This window comes from Enterobacter sp. RHBSTW-00901 (genome assembly GCF_014103115.1).
Taxonomy (GTDB): Bacteria; Pseudomonadota; Gammaproteobacteria; order Enterobacterales; family Enterobacteriaceae; genus Enterobacter; species Enterobacter cloacae_P.
Genome location: NZ_JABXPB010000001.1, coordinates 3430077 through 3445870 on the forward strand (window position 1 = coordinate 3430077; position 15794 = coordinate 3445870).

At 44.1% G+C, this 15794-nt stretch carries 11 protein-coding genes and 4 pseudogenes; 8 read left to right on the forward strand and 7 right to left on the reverse strand.

What is annotated here, in order from left to right; all coding sequences use genetic code 11:
- The first annotated feature begins 53 nt into the window (after window positions 1–53).
- Window positions 54–1937, forward strand: a complete 1884-nt coding sequence (locus tag HV318_RS16530) for a site-specific integrase (RefSeq protein WP_182273568.1) — start codon at window positions 54–56, stop codon at window positions 1935–1937.
- Between the two features lie 143 nt (window positions 1938–2080).
- Here HV318_RS16530 and HV318_RS16535 read toward each other — a convergent pair whose 3' ends face one another.
- Window positions 2081–2302 (reverse strand): NIPSNAP family protein, encoded by a 222-nt coding sequence (locus HV318_RS16535; protein ID WP_346010759.1) that lies wholly within the window; start codon window positions 2300–2302, stop codon window positions 2081–2083.
- Between the two features lie 115 nt (window positions 2303–2417).
- On the opposite strand from HV318_RS16535, the gene HV318_RS16540 reads away from it, so the two are divergent.
- Window positions 2418–2720, forward strand: coding sequence for a hypothetical protein (locus HV318_RS16540; protein ID WP_220471158.1), 303 nt, complete (start codon window positions 2418–2420; stop codon window positions 2718–2720).
- A 589-nt stretch (window positions 2721–3309) separates the two neighbouring features.
- On the opposite strand, the gene HV318_RS16545 is transcribed toward HV318_RS16540, so the two are convergent.
- Both HV318_RS16545 and HV318_RS24225 read right to left on the reverse strand, forming a co-directional pair.
- A complete protein-coding gene (locus HV318_RS16545) occupies window positions 3310–4326 on the reverse strand; it encodes a hypothetical protein (RefSeq protein WP_249421809.1) in 1017 nt (338 codons plus the stop codon).
- A gap of 152 nt (window positions 4327–4478) precedes the next feature.
- Window positions 4479–4568: pseudogene (locus tag HV318_RS24225) on the reverse strand (DUF1643 domain-containing protein); the annotation flags it as partial.
- Between the two features lie 196 nt (window positions 4569–4764).
- Here HV318_RS24225 and HV318_RS16550 point away from each other — a divergent pair.
- Together HV318_RS16550 and HV318_RS16555 are read left to right on the forward strand one after the other, a co-directional pair.
- Window positions 4765–5265 (forward strand): hypothetical protein, encoded by a 501-nt coding sequence (locus HV318_RS16550; RefSeq protein ID WP_182273569.1) that lies wholly within the window; start codon window positions 4765–4767, stop codon window positions 5263–5265.
- Window positions 5266–5479: 214 nt separating this feature from the next.
- Complete coding sequence (locus HV318_RS16555) at window positions 5480–6040, forward strand: recombinase family protein (RefSeq protein WP_123007250.1); 561 nt, start codon at window positions 5480–5482, stop codon at window positions 6038–6040.
- A gap of 266 nt (window positions 6041–6306) precedes the next feature.
- Here the strand turns inward: HV318_RS16555 and HV318_RS16560 are convergent.
- Window positions 6307–6795: pseudogene (locus HV318_RS16560) on the reverse strand (hypothetical protein); the annotation flags it as partial.
- Window positions 6796–6917: 122 nt separating this feature from the next.
- On the opposite strand from HV318_RS16560, the gene HV318_RS16565 reads away from it, so the two are divergent.
- The 4 genes and pseudogenes from HV318_RS16565 to HV318_RS16580 form a co-directional block, all read left to right on the forward strand.
- Window positions 6918–7376: a helix-turn-helix domain-containing protein gene (locus HV318_RS16565; protein WP_000175313.1), complete on the forward strand. Its 459-nt coding sequence runs from the start codon at window positions 6918–6920 to the stop codon at window positions 7374–7376.
- 724 nt (window positions 7377–8100) lie between these two features.
- A pseudogene (locus HV318_RS16570) lies at window positions 8101–8892 on the forward strand (tyrosine-type recombinase/integrase); the annotation flags it as partial.
- Window positions 8893–8972: 80 nt separating this feature from the next.
- Window positions 8973–10084 (forward strand): IS3 family transposase gene (locus HV318_RS16575; RefSeq protein ID WP_524537203.1). Its coding sequence is split into 2 segments (ribosomal slippage): window positions 8973–9234 and window positions 9234–10084, totalling 1113 coding nucleotides; the frame shifts between segments, so codons are not numbered across the junction.
- A 16-nt stretch (window positions 10085–10100) separates the two neighbouring features.
- A pseudogene (locus tag HV318_RS16580) lies at window positions 10101–10559 on the forward strand (tyrosine-type recombinase/integrase); the annotation flags it as partial.
- Window positions 10560–10847: 288 nt separating this feature from the next.
- Here the strand turns inward: HV318_RS16580 and HV318_RS24230 are convergent.
- From HV318_RS24230 to HV318_RS16595, 3 genes are read right to left on the reverse strand one after another with little or no spacing between them, the layout of a single operon-like run.
- Window positions 10848–13982: an AAA family ATPase gene (locus tag HV318_RS24230; RefSeq protein WP_249421810.1), complete on the reverse strand. Its 3135-nt coding sequence runs from the start codon at window positions 13980–13982 to the stop codon at window positions 10848–10850.
- Complete coding sequence (locus HV318_RS16590) at window positions 13963–14514, reverse strand: ABC-three component system middle component 1 (RefSeq protein ID WP_182273570.1); 552 nt, start codon at window positions 14512–14514, stop codon at window positions 13963–13965. The genes HV318_RS24230 and HV318_RS16590 overlap by 20 nt, the downstream gene beginning before the upstream one ends.
- Window positions 14498–15793: an ABC-three component system protein gene (locus HV318_RS16595; protein WP_182273571.1), complete on the reverse strand. Its 1296-nt coding sequence runs from the start codon at window positions 15791–15793 to the stop codon at window positions 14498–14500. The genes HV318_RS16590 and HV318_RS16595 overlap by 17 nt, the downstream gene beginning before the upstream one ends.
- Window position 15794 lies beyond the last annotated feature (1 nt).

Sequence of the window (15794 nt, forward strand, 5' to 3'; positions counted from 1 at the left end):
CATAACTTTGCTTGAAATCGCGTAGCCCCTCTTACAAAAGGGTATACGAGGCGATGTCTCAGCGATATAAACTCTATCGTCGAACCAGCGGCATTTTTGTTGTCCGCATTAGCGTTCCCCAACGTTTTCGTCGATACGCAGGACAGTGTGAGATTCACACTTCAACAGGCACTCACGATCTTCATGAAGCAAAGCAGAGGTCCGCGCTCCTGTTGGCGGTCTGGTATCAGACCTTACAAGAGTATGAACAATTGGATTATCGAACTTTAACTGATTGCGCCCCGCTGCTTGCTGGTGAGGGTATGATCTCGCTTTCTAACTTTGCGGAGTCAATCGAGTTGCCTGTATCGCAGTTGATTCAGGCGGTGATGAATCGCAATCTCCCGGTATTCTGGCTGGCAACGGGGCAGTCTGGATTTTATGTTGAGTCTCTCTCTGAGGCCGAGTTAGATCCTCTTGATGGCAGCTACGTGCTGAACTATGGCGAAGAGCAGGGTATTGAGGGGGTTGCTAAAGGTTATCTGCAACTCACCGCGCAGCCAGCGCATTTGCGTAACATCATCAGCGACAGTTATTCAGAGGTTTCGGTATTCAAAACTGCCGGAAGCGAAGCTAAAGGCGGTTGGTTTTTCACTTCCTGTTGTCCGGTAATTAAGCCCGATAATCTGTTAATCAATAAAATCCACGCAGAAAGCCTCCGGCTTGCCTGGCTGGCTAAGACTACACCACCAGCCACGATTGCTTCTGCTATCGTTTTACCTGCTACCGCCAATGAGCATGTTAACCGTAAGAATTATGGTAACAACCTCTCGTGGCTACGTGATAAATATCTAACATACAGACGCGACCATAAAGCTGCTGAAACGGTGCTCAATGCTCACCGAGACTTCTTTGATTTAATGATTGAAGTTATGGGGGATATCCGGCTTGAATATTTCGATCGGGATTTCCTACGTGCTTATGAAAGCAAGCTCCGCACCATCCCTGCCAATCGTAATTTAATGAAGATTAAATACGGCGTTAAAACGCTGGATGAACTCATAGTTAAGTCGGCAGAGCATGGTGATAAGCTGATGACAGGTGAGTCAGTCAGGAAGTATATAAACGGTCTCTACGGTTCGATGAAGTGGGCTGTAGCTGAGGGGATACTTCTAAAGTCTCCATGTGTTGACTTCTTCCCTCCTGAAGATAAAACCGAGAGAGAGCAAGATAAAGTTGATGTTTTTGAACCGCATGAACTACAAGCCATATTCTCGTTACCGCAATATGTTTCAGGAACTGGTGAGAGAAATAAACATGGGCGTTTTCATCAATATCAGCCTTATTACTATTGGATGCCCTTGCTTGCGTTGTTTACTGGAGCCAGAGTTAACGAACTAGCTCAGTTAAGGCTTGATGACATCAAGGAGAATGACGGTATTTACTTTTTCAATCTTGATATCGATGATGAAAGTGACAAGAAGCTGAAGAATGCAAATGCGCGTCGTGAGATCCCGGTTCACTCAACTCTAATTAAACTGGGGTTAATTGAATATGTGAAAGCTTTAAGGCGAGCTGGTTATGATAGCTTATTCCCTGAAATCACACCCAATAAAGATAAGGGGCATGGTAAGGTTGTGTCCGGGTGGTTTAATGAATCGATTCTCAAGAAACGATTAAAACTCGAAAGAGACAGAACGAAGGCGTTTCATTCTTTCCGTCACTCAGTCTCGACCTTGCTCAAAGAGAAAGGCGTAAGCGCAGAACTACGTGCTCAACTTGCTGGGCACGTGCGCGGCAAAACGGAAACGGAAGTGAGATACAGCAAAGATCTCAAGCCGGTGTATATGGTTGAAGTTGTCGAGAAAATTGATTTTTCGTTACCCGAGATAGCTAAATTCAACATTCCTGATGGGCTGGATGCTGTCAGAGATGCACTTCGAAGAAAGCGCGGTTAGGGAACGTGATTAGTTTGTGATTACTTCTCCGATGAGTGAAAAACGCACTGAAAGGCTACCTGGTGCGTTTTTCATTGAGGGTAGTGGATTTCATAGTGCTGAATTTGGAGGCGCTTAAAACGCGTCTGGTGAAGCCATATGACCTACGATTGCACCCGCAGCCCTTCCACGCTTTCCGATGGTAGGATCATCACTGTTTTAATGCTGGTTCCTATGCTCCCAATGATGTCTTCGCGTGGGCCGTTGCGCCAATCAGCGCTTGCGTAGAAAGAATCTAGAACCATAGCCATGCTTTCAGCGTTATCAAAGGCGCGGATGAGGTAGTAGCAGTCCGGGTCATGCAGCGAGTTACCAGACGGCATCATATTGATTTCGTGATGTTTCACATGTATTCATAAATGGCCTCGTAGGCTATAACTACATTTCAATTGACTAGTGCATGCGTTATTCAATTTATCTTATTAATTTAAAGGGAAATTTATGAAGATGAAGAAAGCCGTTATTCTGGTTCTTGCTTCACTGACACTTACTGCCTGTATGACCGTAGGTCATAAGTTCGATGCAAATGCTTTGGATTCGATGCAGCCCGGGCTAACAACCATACAAGAGGCATCAACTAAGCTTGGCAAACCAGAATCTATATCAGCCGCTCCAGATGGTGGAACGCTATTACAATGGATGTATTCTCGTGGATCTTTGGCTGGAGGATCTGGGGCGCATATTGCTGTTTTGTTTGATAAGAACGGCAAAATGGTGAAGGTTGTTCAAAGAACCCAGCTGTAACTTGATGGGGCAGGAGTGTTTATGGCGACTTACCGGCAGATTGCCGATGATGTTAAAGCCCGAACGGGAAAAACAGTCAAAACATGTTGGATAGCGCATGTAAAGTCATTGCATGGGCTCACCCGCCGCGTATCTCCAAACCGCATTAACACCGAAAGCCGGGTTTATCCTTGCCCTGAGCAGTGGGTAGCGGAGATCGAGCAATCAATGAGAAATCTGGGTGAGCTTTAGCTTTACCGCGCCGCTTAACTTTGGAGGGTGTTTGCCTCTATAAGGAGAAGCCTGCCACATCCGAAGTTTTTGAATGCAATGCCTGTGAGGGATGTTTGCCGATCTAGGAGATCGACTTTTTCTCGCCCAGCTTATCTAGCTGCATTTACACTGCGAACACGCTGAAGGCTAATAACGTTCGGTTCGTGTTTGATTGAAGGGAACAGCAACCGACAAACAACGATAGCTAAGGTGTTTGAGCTAATAGTTGAGTTGCTATATATACAGTTATTAAGAGAACAGCATTCAAACCAGCAGGAATGCGGCTTCTATCCTGCTGATTGTCACTTTTTTTTGGAATAACGGAACGGGCTGCGGCTCAAACGTGTAGACGACGTAACGCACCCTTGACGGCGTTTTGCAGATCGCTAACAACCGCCAGATGAGAGCTTTCTTTCCGCAGGCGCTTGTCACCGTTGACCATCATCCAGCTACGTTTATCCCTTCGTCCGATGTTATTGAAAGAATGCAATCCGCGCTCGGCTGTTGCGTCGTTCACCTTACGAGCTGCGTTGATAGCGGTAAATCTGAACATATCACCGTTAGCCATCATTTCAGGCTCAATTGGTTTGCGAAACTTGAACAGGTGAGCGAAGGTTTCAAATCGAAAGCGTTGCATGTCACTGAGACTGAAAAGAGAGTAACGAGTGAGCGCAGCACCTTTTAACGTGACTTCAACACGAGCGCGTTGCTCTTCTACAGGTAGTTTCTGACCGTCGTCAGTGCGTTTGTGGTAGACCTGCCACGAGATGTTGTCCCACTTGTTACCTATCCTGAAATTTCGATATGGAGTGATACGTGTTCCAGGGAAAAGGTAGACGTTTTTCCACGAAGTGGGATTGAATTGCCTTGGTCGGGTTCCGTTACTAAGCAGGCTTGTCTGAAGCCGATAGGTCATTGCTCGTGTCGCTGATACTGACCGTTGTTTATGCCTGAAATCGCAGAAAACTTCGACTCCCACGATTTGCGGCTCATGCACAAAGGGGAAACGGTTTTGCAGTGATTTGAGTGCCGTTTCTAGCTTCCCACAATGTTTTACCAGTAGATCGCGGAAGCGAATCCGAAAAGTATCGTTAGTGCTGCTAATCATGGGTTTTACCCACGTTTTGACGTTGCTATCGGGACGGGGTTCGCATGATGTCAACTTCGAGATACGTAGGCCACAGGGTTCAACCCAGAGTTTTAACCCGGTGATTTTAAGTAATTCTTCCTGAACATAGCGATGCTGGGTCAGTCTGGATAAGCTGATCTTTAAGTCCAGCCAGTCAATCCCGGCTGAGACTTTAAAGAATTTGCGGTCTGCTTCGGCAGCTTTGCATTCTCGAATCTTCATCATGCGACCTTATTGAACGAAACCTCAAACCGGCATCAGGGTAATTTGAACTGAGCATATTTGAGAACATTTCGAGCACGTTAGCACAACGGCTTTACGATAAAAACCTTACTTATCAGTAAACTGCGTTCATATTGTGAACGCAGTAGCCGTTGTTAACCTAAGGGTATGAGAACACTGTCGTTTTTCATATACAAAGGGTGCTTCGGCTCACCTGTAGTGTATAAGACGAAGCACATAGCGTTGCAGATGCGGTGACATACGCATTCAACACGCTGGGAAGCCCTGTGGAATGTTTTTTAACAGGGGCTGTGGATTTCTGGCTCGAAATTTGTGGCACTATCTCAGTGAGTCTGGAGAAGTCTGTCGAGATGAGCATACTTAACCGCATATTCTTCACCAGCGTAGTGACATAATGTCAGGCAGCCATTGGGGGGGCGCATGAAGAGTAAACACTGGATAAGCATCCAAACACACAAGAAGTTCTATCGGGCTCGTTATGAGTTTTTGGACTGGGTTGATAGGGATTGGAAACATCCGGTTTCCTGCTTTCTTTTGCAGCTATGGGGATTTCTGATGTTTGGTTTTCTTGGGGGGGCCTCCCTGTTTTTTGGTCTTGGGTCACACATGAACGCTTTCCCAGAATTATATCGAAACGACAATAAACGCAGACCAATCAGATTTAAGTATTCTTTGACTTTATTTGTCAGGGAGAAGGGATGGATACTACCCGTTATGTTCGCACTTTTGTTTGTTTCAGTTGTTGAACCATTCAATCCATATTTTTTCACTTCACCATTACTTTACTACACCATCAATGGTGCAGCGTTAGTTGTAGGCTGGTTGGTTGGGGCATTTGTTTGTATGAGACTTTTTAGCTGGATGAAAGAACGCACTATGTGGTTGTCGGAATGGCAGGATAAATACTCTGACGACAATTAGCCCGGATGTATGGATTTTATAGTGATACCGCCATTACCTCGCACTCATGGTAGAAATTTTCGATTCTTCAAAAAGTTGCTGCCAGCAAACGACCGTTTTCCGGCACCTTCCAATCGCGTGCTTTCACACTGTTGGAAAATTAGCCTTGGCTTTTTTGGCAGGCCATCCTATTTTCATCACCGTTTTCTGGCAGGGGCCGGATGAGGAGATGACTATGGCGATTTTTGGCTACGGGCGTGTTTCGACATCGCAGCAGGATACTGAGAACCAGCGTCTTGAACTTGAACAAGCTGGGTGGACGTTCGACTTTTGGTTTACTGATGTTGTTAGCGGGAAGGTTCCTGCGGTGCAACGCAAAGCGTTTTCTGAAATGCTCAGCAAAATCCGCGATGGTGAAACATTGGTAGTTGCAAAACTAGACCGTCTGGGACGTGATGCGATTGACGTTCTGCAAACGGTCAGAAAGTTGGCTGACCGAAACATCAAGGTTATTGTCCACCAGCTTGGCACGACTGATCTCACCTCCGCTGCGGGTAAGCTTCTGCTGTCAATGCTGGCAGCGGTTGCAGAGATGGAACGTGACCTGCTGATTGAGCGGACCCAGGCGGGTTTGTTGCGGGCAAAAGCCGAAGGTAAGAAGCTGGGAAGACCGCCGAGAATCGCCCCAGAAGACCGTAGAGCGATTACCGAGAAAAAGAATAATGGAACCAGTGTCAGTGCTTTAGCGCGCGAATACGGCGTTTCCAGAGCAACTATTACCGCAATCTTTGATTAATCTTTAATTTTTCACATACCTGATTGGCAGGTTTGATAAACCAATGCTTCAACTTCTTGCGGTTTTTTTGCGGCCATGTCTTTGTAAACCATGCCAGCAAGGGCGTGGGCAAAAACAATATTACTCTCAGTGATGCCGGGTTTGCCTCTGAGATCTTCAATTTGTTGTTGGTAGACAGAAATTGGGTTGTGTTCGTCTCGCCCGATGGCAATATTTTTTGCCATCGTTGACCATGCAGTGCATACAGTATCGTTAGCATCTCTCTTCAACGAGCTTTCCAGCGCCTTATCACCTGTAATGGCATGCTGCGCCCACGCTGAATTGTTGGCGATAAACTTTTTGGAGCCGATGGCAATACCGTATTCAACGCGAATGCCATTATCGTGATAGCTACCGTCAGCATCTTTAGTCGCTAGCTTTAGAGATATGCGGCAACCGGGGAGCGTTTTGTGTTCTTGCACCGAGACAATAACGGTGTCCGTATCGCAATCAGCAAAGCTGTATTCGGGGTTAACGTAGGTGTTCGTTTTAAGTAGTAACCCGGTTAAGCCGTTTTTATAGCCTTTTGCCGGTAGGGTTTTAAAGGCGTTACGGTCGCCATTCTTAATCGCTTCCCGAAAGTGATCTATACCGATGCGCGTCGCCAGTTGATCGATGCTTTCTGCTGCATAAGATGCAGATGACGCAGCGATTAACATAATGGTCAGCACAGACTTGGCTGAAAAACCGGGCTTACTAAGCCGTGTTTTTGACATGTTGTTATCCCTCAGAATCCACCCCAGCGGTGATTTTAACCGCATGATAACGCATTGATTCAAAATGTCACTATTGGTGCGTGGCTCTTTAGTGGACATCTGCGCAAATTCAGGGCATGAACATGACCCTGAGAAAACTGTTTGGACAACGAGTAAAAGAGTTGCGCATTGCCACCGGAATGAGCCAAGAAGCCTTTGCCGATCGGTGTGGGTTTGCTCGTAGCTATATGAGCCGCATTGAACGCGGTGGCTCTAATGCGTCTTTGGATGCGATTGAGGTGCTGGCTAATGCTCTGAGTGTTGAACCGTGGCGACTATTGGTGTCTGATTCATCTGAAGATAGTGACCCGGAATTACTGGTTCCCTATGCAGCTGATGGCTCGTGTTTTCATCCCGGGCTGGCAAGCACTCGCGATGGCTCGTTTGGCGTAGGTGATAAAACGGCTCAGAAGCGGTTTGGCACGTTTTCTGAAGCTCTTGAGTATCTTCGTAGCATGGAGACAGCAAAATGGCGTAGGCCTAATCCTAGCGGCAACTGGGGTATCGTATCTGCGGTTCGGTGGGACAAGCTGAGAAAGTAGCTCAAGTGTAAGTTTATGAATTTTCATGCTGTATGGATGAACAGTGTTCATTAGATGCTGATAGCCTCACGTTTCATCAGCTCTTTGTTTCTATAAGAGTGAATAAAACAGCAAAATGCGGGTGCGTTACGTAGGCGTTACGTAGGCGTTACGGTGGCGTTTTACTTTGACGCTGAATGGCTTAATTCATATAAATAACATTGAGTTAAATAGTTATTCTGAACAAGGTCTGACGGGGTTTAACTGGTTTCAAAATCCGAACGCAGTGGCGTTTACTTAACATCCACATAGCTGACAAATGTTCTTTCCTCCCGACCTGGTAGACCTCCATAAACATCAAAAGGCAGGTATGGCACGTTGATGATTTGTGCCGCCACGAACACTCGGTTTGATTCCGTCCAGCAGATCAAACTTAAGATGTAGCCCCTAGAACAAAAAGGTCCTACGATTGTTCTTTTAAAGGCTAATAGGAACGTGATTACAGCAGGTTATGGAGACTTAGGTTCGAGTCCGGCCTTCGGCACCATCGGAACATCAATAGACGTCAACGGACGTCTTTTTTTGTGCCTGAAATCCAGTATCCGCAAGGCTTTCCTCGCTTTTTCACTCAACCTAAGTCAACCTGATTCAATCTACATCAACTTACTGATGCGGGTACATCTGCGGGTATATCCCGGTTCGATAATGTTTGTACCCACAAAGAACCCTTGAAAGGATACTCATCATGGCTCTGAGTGATGTGAAAGTTCGTTCGGCTAAGCCTGAAGCAAAAGCCTATAAGCTCACTGATGGTGACGGTATGGTATTGCTGGTTCACCCTAACGGTTCTAAATACTGGCGACTTCGTTATCGCTTCAGCGGCAAAGAGAAGATGCTGGCACTGGGGAAATACCCTGAAGTCTCGCTGGCAGATGCCCGGGCACGCCGGGATGAAGCCCGTAAGCTGTTAGCTAATGGTGTCGATCCAAGTGAGAACAAGAAAGCCGTTAAAGTAGAGCAAGAACAAGAGGCGATAACGTTTGAAGTAGTTGCCAGAGACTGGCATGCCAGTAATCAGAAATGGTCTTCAGCGCATAGTGCTCGTGTATTGAAAAGCCTGGAAGATAATCTCTTTACTGCTATCGGTAAGCGGAACATTGCGGAACTGAAGACTCGGGATCTGCTTGTACCCATCAAAGCCGTCGAGTCCTCCGGGCGTCTTGAAGTCGCTGCTCGTTTACAGCAGCGTACTACCGCGATTATGCGCTTTGCTGTGCAGAGCGGCTTAATCGATTACAACCCAGCACAAGAGATTGCCGGTGCGGTTGCTACGGCGAAAAGACAGCATCGTGCGGCTCTGGAGCTTAATCGCATTCCCGAATTACTTCACCGCATCGATCACTATTCTGGCAGGCCGTTAACCCGACTGGCGGTTGAACTCACTTTGTTGGTTTTCATCCGTTCAAGCGAGCTGCGTTTTGCCCGCTGGACAGAAGTGGATTTTGAAACGGCTATGTGGACGATCCCCGGTGAGCGTGTGTAAGTATCCCGGTAAAACGACCCATTCACTTTTAGAGATCTTCCGACATACTGATTATGTCCCCTGAGGAGGTCGCTATGCGCAAGATCCGATTCACTGAACACCAGATCATCGCCGTGCTGAAGTCCGTCGAAGCCGGACGAACCGTCAAAGATGTGTGCCGGGAGGCCGCGATATCCGAAGCCAGCTATTACAACTGGAAGGCGAAATATGGCGGGATGGAAGCGGCCGATATTAAAAAAATCAAAGATCTGGAAGATGAGAATCGAAGGCTTAAACAGATGTTTGCTGATCTTAGCCTTGAGTGCCGGGCACTTAAAGACGTAATCGAAAAAAAGCTTTAAAACCAGCGATAAAGCGTGAACTCGTCAGCTATCTGACGGCGCAATTTGCCATGAGTTTACGCCAGGCCTGCAGGACGTTATCGCTGAGCAGGACAGTGTATTTTTATCGGCCCGATACCCGGCGTGATGAACCGGTGATCCATGCACTGACTGAACTGGCTGAACGCTATCCGCGCTACGGTTTTAAGAAGCTGTTCCAGCTGCTGCGCAGGCAGGGCAATACCTGGAACCATAAGCGCGTTCACCGGATTTACTGCCTGCTGAAACTGAATTTTCGTCGCAAGGGAAAACAGCGGCTGCCAGTGCGTAATCCAGCACCACTGGCGACGCCGCAAGCGCTAAACCAGAGCTGGTCCATCGATTTTATGCATGACGCGCTGCTTTGCGGCAGACGCTTCCGGACCTTCAATGTGGTGGATGATTTTAACCGTGAAGCACTGGCGATAGAAATCGACCTGAATATCCCGGCTCAGCGAGTCATCCGGGTGTTGGACAGGATCGTAGCAAATCGCGGCTACCCGCTGAAGATGCGGATGGACAACGGGCCAGAACTGGTCTCACTGGCGCTGGCACAATGGGCCGAAGAACATGGCGTGCAGCTCGAATTTATCAAGCCGGGTAAACCAACACAGAATGCTTTTATCGAACGGTTCAACCGGACATACCGGACAGAAATTCTGGATTTTTACCTGTTCAGAACACTGAATGAAGCACGGGAAATTACCGAGCGCTGGCTGATGGAATATAACAACGAGCGGCCTCATGAATCCCTGAACAACCTTACTCCGGAAGAGTACCGGCTGATGGCTGAAAAACCGGAAATCTCAAAAAGTGCGTGGAACTAAAACAGGTGTGCTTACACGTGAACCGCTGGACGGTGTTAAACATTCACAGCGTGGTTCGAAGATGCGGACTCCACATCTTGTTCCCTTATCGCGTCAGGCCTTAGCTATTCTGGAAAAGATCAAATGCATGAACGGGAATCGAGAGCTGATTTTCGTTGGCGATCACGATCCACGTAAACCGATGAGTGAAAACACGGTGAACAAGGCGCTGCGGGTTATGGGGTACGATACGAAAGTTGAAGTCTGCGGGCATGGTTTTAGGACGATGGCTTGTAGTTCGTTGATTGAATCGGGATTGTGGTCGAAGGATGCGGTAGAGAGGCAGATGAGCCATCAGGAACGTAACTCTGTACGTGCGGCCTACATTCATAAGGCTGAGCATTTGGGAGAGCGTAGATTGATGGTGCAGTGGTGGGCAGATTTTCTTGACGCTAATCGTGATAAGGGGATTAGTCCGTTTGATTTTGCGAAGTAGGGCAGCAGTGCTAATCGATTAATGAAAACAGAAGACATGTTAAGAATATGCTTTCTGTTATTCCAAAATAAAAATCATGACCGATAGACGCGGCTACTCACTATCAGTGAGCAGTAAATCATTAGTTTTTATAAAATAATTAATTTTATTGTGAACATAATAATTTCACAATCTTTACCCCCAAGAAGGGGGATGGTCTAAAGGGGCTACGTAGGATTAATTCAGACCATTTTATCCCATATACTGGTCCGGGACTGGCCCAGTATATGGTCATATTTTTATTAGCTATTAATTACTCAATGATTCGACAGGAACCACAACACCAAATTTTTCCAGCTTAAGGAATTTTGAACCCATTACTTGTGAAGGGATCTTGCGCTGAAGCAAATTAAAGAAGTTATCATCATGTGTTGAGATTATAATCTGCTTATTAAAACGAACAGAAATGCTTCGTAGGAGATCAATTGTGGCTAAGACATTAATTGAGTCCATTGATTGTATCGGGTCATCAATCATAATGACATCTATTGGATCACCATTATCATCCTTGGCATGAAGTGCACTAGCCAAAAATACGCTTAAACTGAGAATATTCAGCTGAGCAGCGCTGAAAAAAAGAATTGGCGACACAGTTTTCCCTTCCTCATCGCTGAGGACAATATTTAATCCAGGACGATCTGATGTCTCAAAATCTGGGCGGAACTCAACTTTTTTTAGGGATGGATGTGGATCGATTTTTCTGTAAATAGAATCAATAAGATCTTCATAGAAGAACTCTCTTATGAGCTTTCTAAGTTCATCAATAACCTTTTCTCTCTCAGCCAGCAGTACTTTATCAACTTGATTTCTCTGAACTAAGCGTTTCTCCACGGTGGTAAGGTTTTCTCGGAGCACTTGATTTGTTAAATACAACTCTGTTGCTTTCAATAATTCTGATAACAGTTCAAATTTTTTCAGTTTGCTATCAATTCCTCGATATTGCAGTATCTGGAGATTAATGGTTTCGGTTATAGTATTTCCTATCTCATCGGCAGTCTTGCCATCCTGTGGGCCAATCATTTGATTTAAAGACGCAACGAAAGACTGTATAAATGATTCATACTCAGCGATATGACTCTCTGCCTGCTTTTTCTCTGCGGATAATACCTCAATATCAGTCACAGTTTCGTTAGCAATCATAGTCTCTTTCAGGGATTTTGACTGCTCAGCAATTTTTTTTGCATCAGATAAATGTTCTTTTCTGCATTTTTCAATTGCCGTTCGCTTTTCGATATAATATGTTTTAAATTCATGTGGCTGCAAGCTATTTTCAGTAAGGTAAACATTTACCTTTTGATAAGCTGATCTAGAGGAAGTGGTTTGGATTTGTAAATTGAGCATTTTAATCGATGACTCAATCTGCGTTATGAGCAATTTTTTTTCATCAATATTTTGGCTTAACACTGTTTTACTATTAAGCAATTCTTCTTTCTTTAAATTAAGATCTTTGAGTTCGGCTTCTGTCCGAGATATGAGTTCTTCTTTAGTAAGTTCCCAGACAGAAAGTTGAAGGGATTTGATTTGCAACTGCAGAGAGTTGACCTCTGCCTGAAGTAATGATTTTTGCTCTTCTAGTTTAGATACTTGCAAACCTAGGTCGTTAAGTTTAGTTCTTAGATCAGAAAGGCGATCCATCTGAATCCTAACGGCCTCTTGGACGATTGCATCCATTTTGGCTTTGAGTAAGTTTTGTCGTTTAGTGGAAGCATTGAGTTTTTCTGCATTCTCCTTACTTAGAATTGACAATAGTTCTGTATTCTTTACTTCTTTTTGGAGAGCCGACTCAGAATCATGCGGCTTGTTACATAAAGGGCAAATATTAGTGGGCCATATACTCAGATACTCTAGACCAGAGGTAACCAGACGTTCATGAAGTCCCATTTGTTCGGCTAAAGAAATTTGAGTTTTCTTAATAGATTGATCGTGCAGTAGTAACGCATTCAGTTCTTCAGAAATGTGCCCTAATTCATCCAGTTTAAGCTTATCAAAATTAATTGCGCTTAAATCAGAATTAAGCAATGATTCCGAATTAACCGTGAGGGAAGATATCGTTGTTAACTCAACCTGAATGTTATCTCGAAGATTCTTATTTAGAGTTAATGACAAATTTGTATTTGCAACTTGAGCACTAAGTTTTTTTAGTCGTTCTTGTTGTACATTTATTTCAGAGTAAATAGAGGAGCAATTATCTAACGCCGTACGTAGAAGCAATGAGCGATTATCAGCCTCGGTTAAGTCTGAATCAAGTTTGCTGAGTGACTGTTGAAGATCAACAAGTATGGTTGCTTCATAAGTGTGTTGCCTGGAAAGCGAGGAGCGTTTTTCAGTGGCATTTGTTATTTCTGATTGAGTATCTAGAAAAACTTTTAAGCATTCAGCCACTTCATTTAGAGTTAGCAATTGCTGGCTTGCATACTGGTATTCGTTCTGAATAGTCGAGTATGAAGTTAACAATGACTGATATCGTTCAGCCTCCTGCAATCCTTTACTAAATTTAAGCAGCTTGTGTTGTTGCTCCTTAATTAGGCTAAGATTAAGTTTTAATTCTGGCAATTTAGAAAAATATTTAGTTAGTGATTCTCGCAAATTGATATTAGCAGAAGCTTGTTTTTTTAATTCTTGAGTACGGGTTATGATGGCTGAAACCATGTCATGTTGAGTATTTAATGAGAATTGATCATCCACCAAGATCAAATTTTCATCGTCTTTATTCAATTCAGACACAATTTTATTAAATTGTTCGAACATATATACATCAACTGGTTCATGTAGTTGATCTAGAAGTTTGTTTCTCTCTTTTTCCAGATCAGCTAGTACAACCTTGTTATCATTAATTAAAACTGTTAACTCCTGACGGGCAATCTCGGCATCGCACCCAAAGCTTTCCATGAAACGATTATATCGATCCTGCGGTTTAGCCTCTCTTAAAAATCGATCAATTTCATCTTGGCTTAGGATGATTTTTCTAAAGTATTCATTTTCTTTATTCTTATTTACACCGATTCTGATATCACTTGAATTTGAACGTGGCGCTCTAAGGTTTCGGTTGAACGGTTTTGGGAGAGTGGTGGTAACTGTAACGCGTGTTGGTATACTGCTATCAACATCCTTATTGCGTAGGATTTTTTGAGCTATGCCTTTTTCTTTAGTACTTTTAGCTGCGAGTTCATGATTTGAACGATTATAGTCACCACCAAGCCTTTCCAAATGATTCGTAATCGCCCATTCAACTGCATCATAAAAGGAGCTTTTTCCAAAACCATTAGGAGCATAAATCGCAACAAAGTTAGAAGGCATTTCATCATCGTTCGTAAAATCGAAAATTCCATCCTCCTTATATTTATAGGCACGGAAACCTTCGATCTCAACTTTTTTTATTTTCATTTTTGCTCAGAAATTCAATTATGTTATCGATTCTTCGGGCTCGAGCCTCTCTTGATTCAAAAGTTGAATCTAAAGGAGTACCTCGAACATAATCACCCAAAGATAAGGAAAAATCATCCTCTGTACCCTTGTTTCGTTCGGTAAGCTCCAGATCAGCACCTAACAAGTGGTTGTTTAGAAGAGTCAGGGATTCAGCATTAGGAAGAATGGTTCCAGTTCCATCGAGTACCAACTTTCTGACAGCATACTTATCATTTTCAATTTTATATTTCTCCCATATTGGAAGCGTTTCTGTACAAAAAAATGCCAGGTAAATATTCCATAACGCTATATCCCCCGGGGGTTGATAATAAACAGATAAATAGTTCTGGATGGCACTCCAGTTGTCAACAACTTGGGAAGCACTTTCACACCAGCATGCCACACAAGAGATATATGAACCTTCATCATTTGAAACAAAAAGCTGAAAGCTCATCTCTTTGAATTTTGTATGCAGGAAATTTAAGTCGTGTTCTTTATTTAATAAATGCATTGAAGTGCTCCTTAAATGCACGCAACTGAGCAACACCAGGTTCGGTATTTGCAAAAAGTCTTTCATTACGTACGACGCATTGTTTACGAAGTCCCTCGAGGTGTGTCAATACAAAACTTTTGTACATCGCCCGTTCAACCTGATCGATAGGGGCAAGAGGTCCAGCTCCCGGAACCAGTGCGATATTTTGTATAACTCTGTCCACTTCAAATCCATCTGGCAATAAATCAGCTCCCTGTTCTGGAGACGCAACAATCACAGTTCCTTCTTTATCAAGAAATTTTCTAGCGGCTTTTAGAATTATGTCTAGCTTACCAACCCAGTTAGAACCATCATTTGTATATAGGATTCTTCGGCGTCGCTCTAATTCTTTAATATAGCGATAGTCAGTGGCGCTTACATTATCCAGAATTGCGCAAATTATCAAAAATTCAAAATAAGCAACCCATAACCTTTTATCTTTTATGTCAGCAGGCTGAAAAGGTCCGATTATTAAATCGTCTTTATATTTTGTCATGAGCTCGTACGGAGGCGGTATCCCTTGAGCGACAAGGCTATCAGCAAAGTTAAGTAACTCAGTCTTTAAACTAATAATAGTATTTTTATTAATAACATTAAAACTGAATATCTGTTCTCTCAGACGCGAAAAGCATTCCAAATAGGCTGGTATAATGGGGGCTTTATTATTTGCCTCGATGATTTCTTCAAATCTCACTAGCCCTTGACATTGAACACGGCCATATTGTTGATGCTTGTTGATACTATCCATACCAAATTCAACCCCCACCAAATAGGGTCGTTCATTGGCTACATGATAAATACCACCACCAGACATACCATCAATTGCATCTTTCCCTGGTGTGCCACTGACTGTGAAGACAATCAAATGGTCCCTTACGCTTGTCATATGTCCGTCTTGGACTTTCATTGGGTCTGTACTTCCTCTCTCTGTTCCCGGAAAACCGACAAGCTTAAGAGGTGCCATATCAGGCAATGATGAGGCTGGGAATGATTGTTGTGCAACTGTTGGAATATACTCAACCTGTATCACGGCACAGTCATATGTGTCTGAATGACTTTGATCGGTGTGATTCAGAACTGATAAAACCTTGAGCTCTCTACCTTGAACGTCTGTGACGACAAGTTTAGCGTCGGCCTCTGTTAGCACGTGCCTTGCCGTAAGAACGTAAGAATAATCCTGAGACATAGCATTGACCAGAACGCCGCTGCCCTTATTTACAACGACGCAATAGGAAGCCATTAATTCTGATGCGGTCATT

Excerpts from the sequence above, each read along its gene's own strand:
- HV318_RS16530 (WP_182273568.1), top strand. The coding sequence starts at position 54 with ATGTCTCAGCGATATAAACTCTATCGTCGAACCAGCGGCATTTTTGTT.
- HV318_RS16535 (WP_346010759.1), bottom strand. The coding sequence starts at position 2,302 with ATGATGCCGTCTGGTAACTCGCTGCATGACCCGGACTGCTACTACCTC.
- HV318_RS16540 (WP_220471158.1), top strand. The coding sequence starts at position 2,418 with ATGAAGATGAAGAAAGCCGTTATTCTGGTTCTTGCTTCACTGACACTT.
- HV318_RS16545 (WP_249421809.1), bottom strand. The coding sequence starts at position 4,326 with ATGATGAAGATTCGAGAATGCAAAGCTGCCGAAGCAGACCGCAAATTC.
- HV318_RS16550 (WP_182273569.1), top strand. The coding sequence starts at position 4,765 with ATGAAGAGTAAACACTGGATAAGCATCCAAACACACAAGAAGTTCTAT.
- HV318_RS16555 (WP_123007250.1), top strand. The coding sequence starts at position 5,480 with ATGGCGATTTTTGGCTACGGGCGTGTTTCGACATCGCAGCAGGATACT.
- HV318_RS16565 (WP_000175313.1), top strand. The coding sequence starts at position 6,918 with ATGACCCTGAGAAAACTGTTTGGACAACGAGTAAAAGAGTTGCGCATT.
- HV318_RS24230 (WP_249421810.1), bottom strand. The coding sequence starts at position 13,982 with ATGAAAATAAAAAAAGTTGAGATCGAAGGTTTCCGTGCCTATAAATAT.
- HV318_RS16590 (WP_182273570.1), bottom strand. The coding sequence starts at position 14,514 with ATGCATTTATTAAATAAAGAACACGACTTAAATTTCCTGCATACAAAA.
- HV318_RS16595 (WP_182273571.1), bottom strand. The coding sequence starts at position 15,793 with ATGACCGCATCAGAATTAATGGCTTCCTATTGCGTCGTTGTAAATAAG.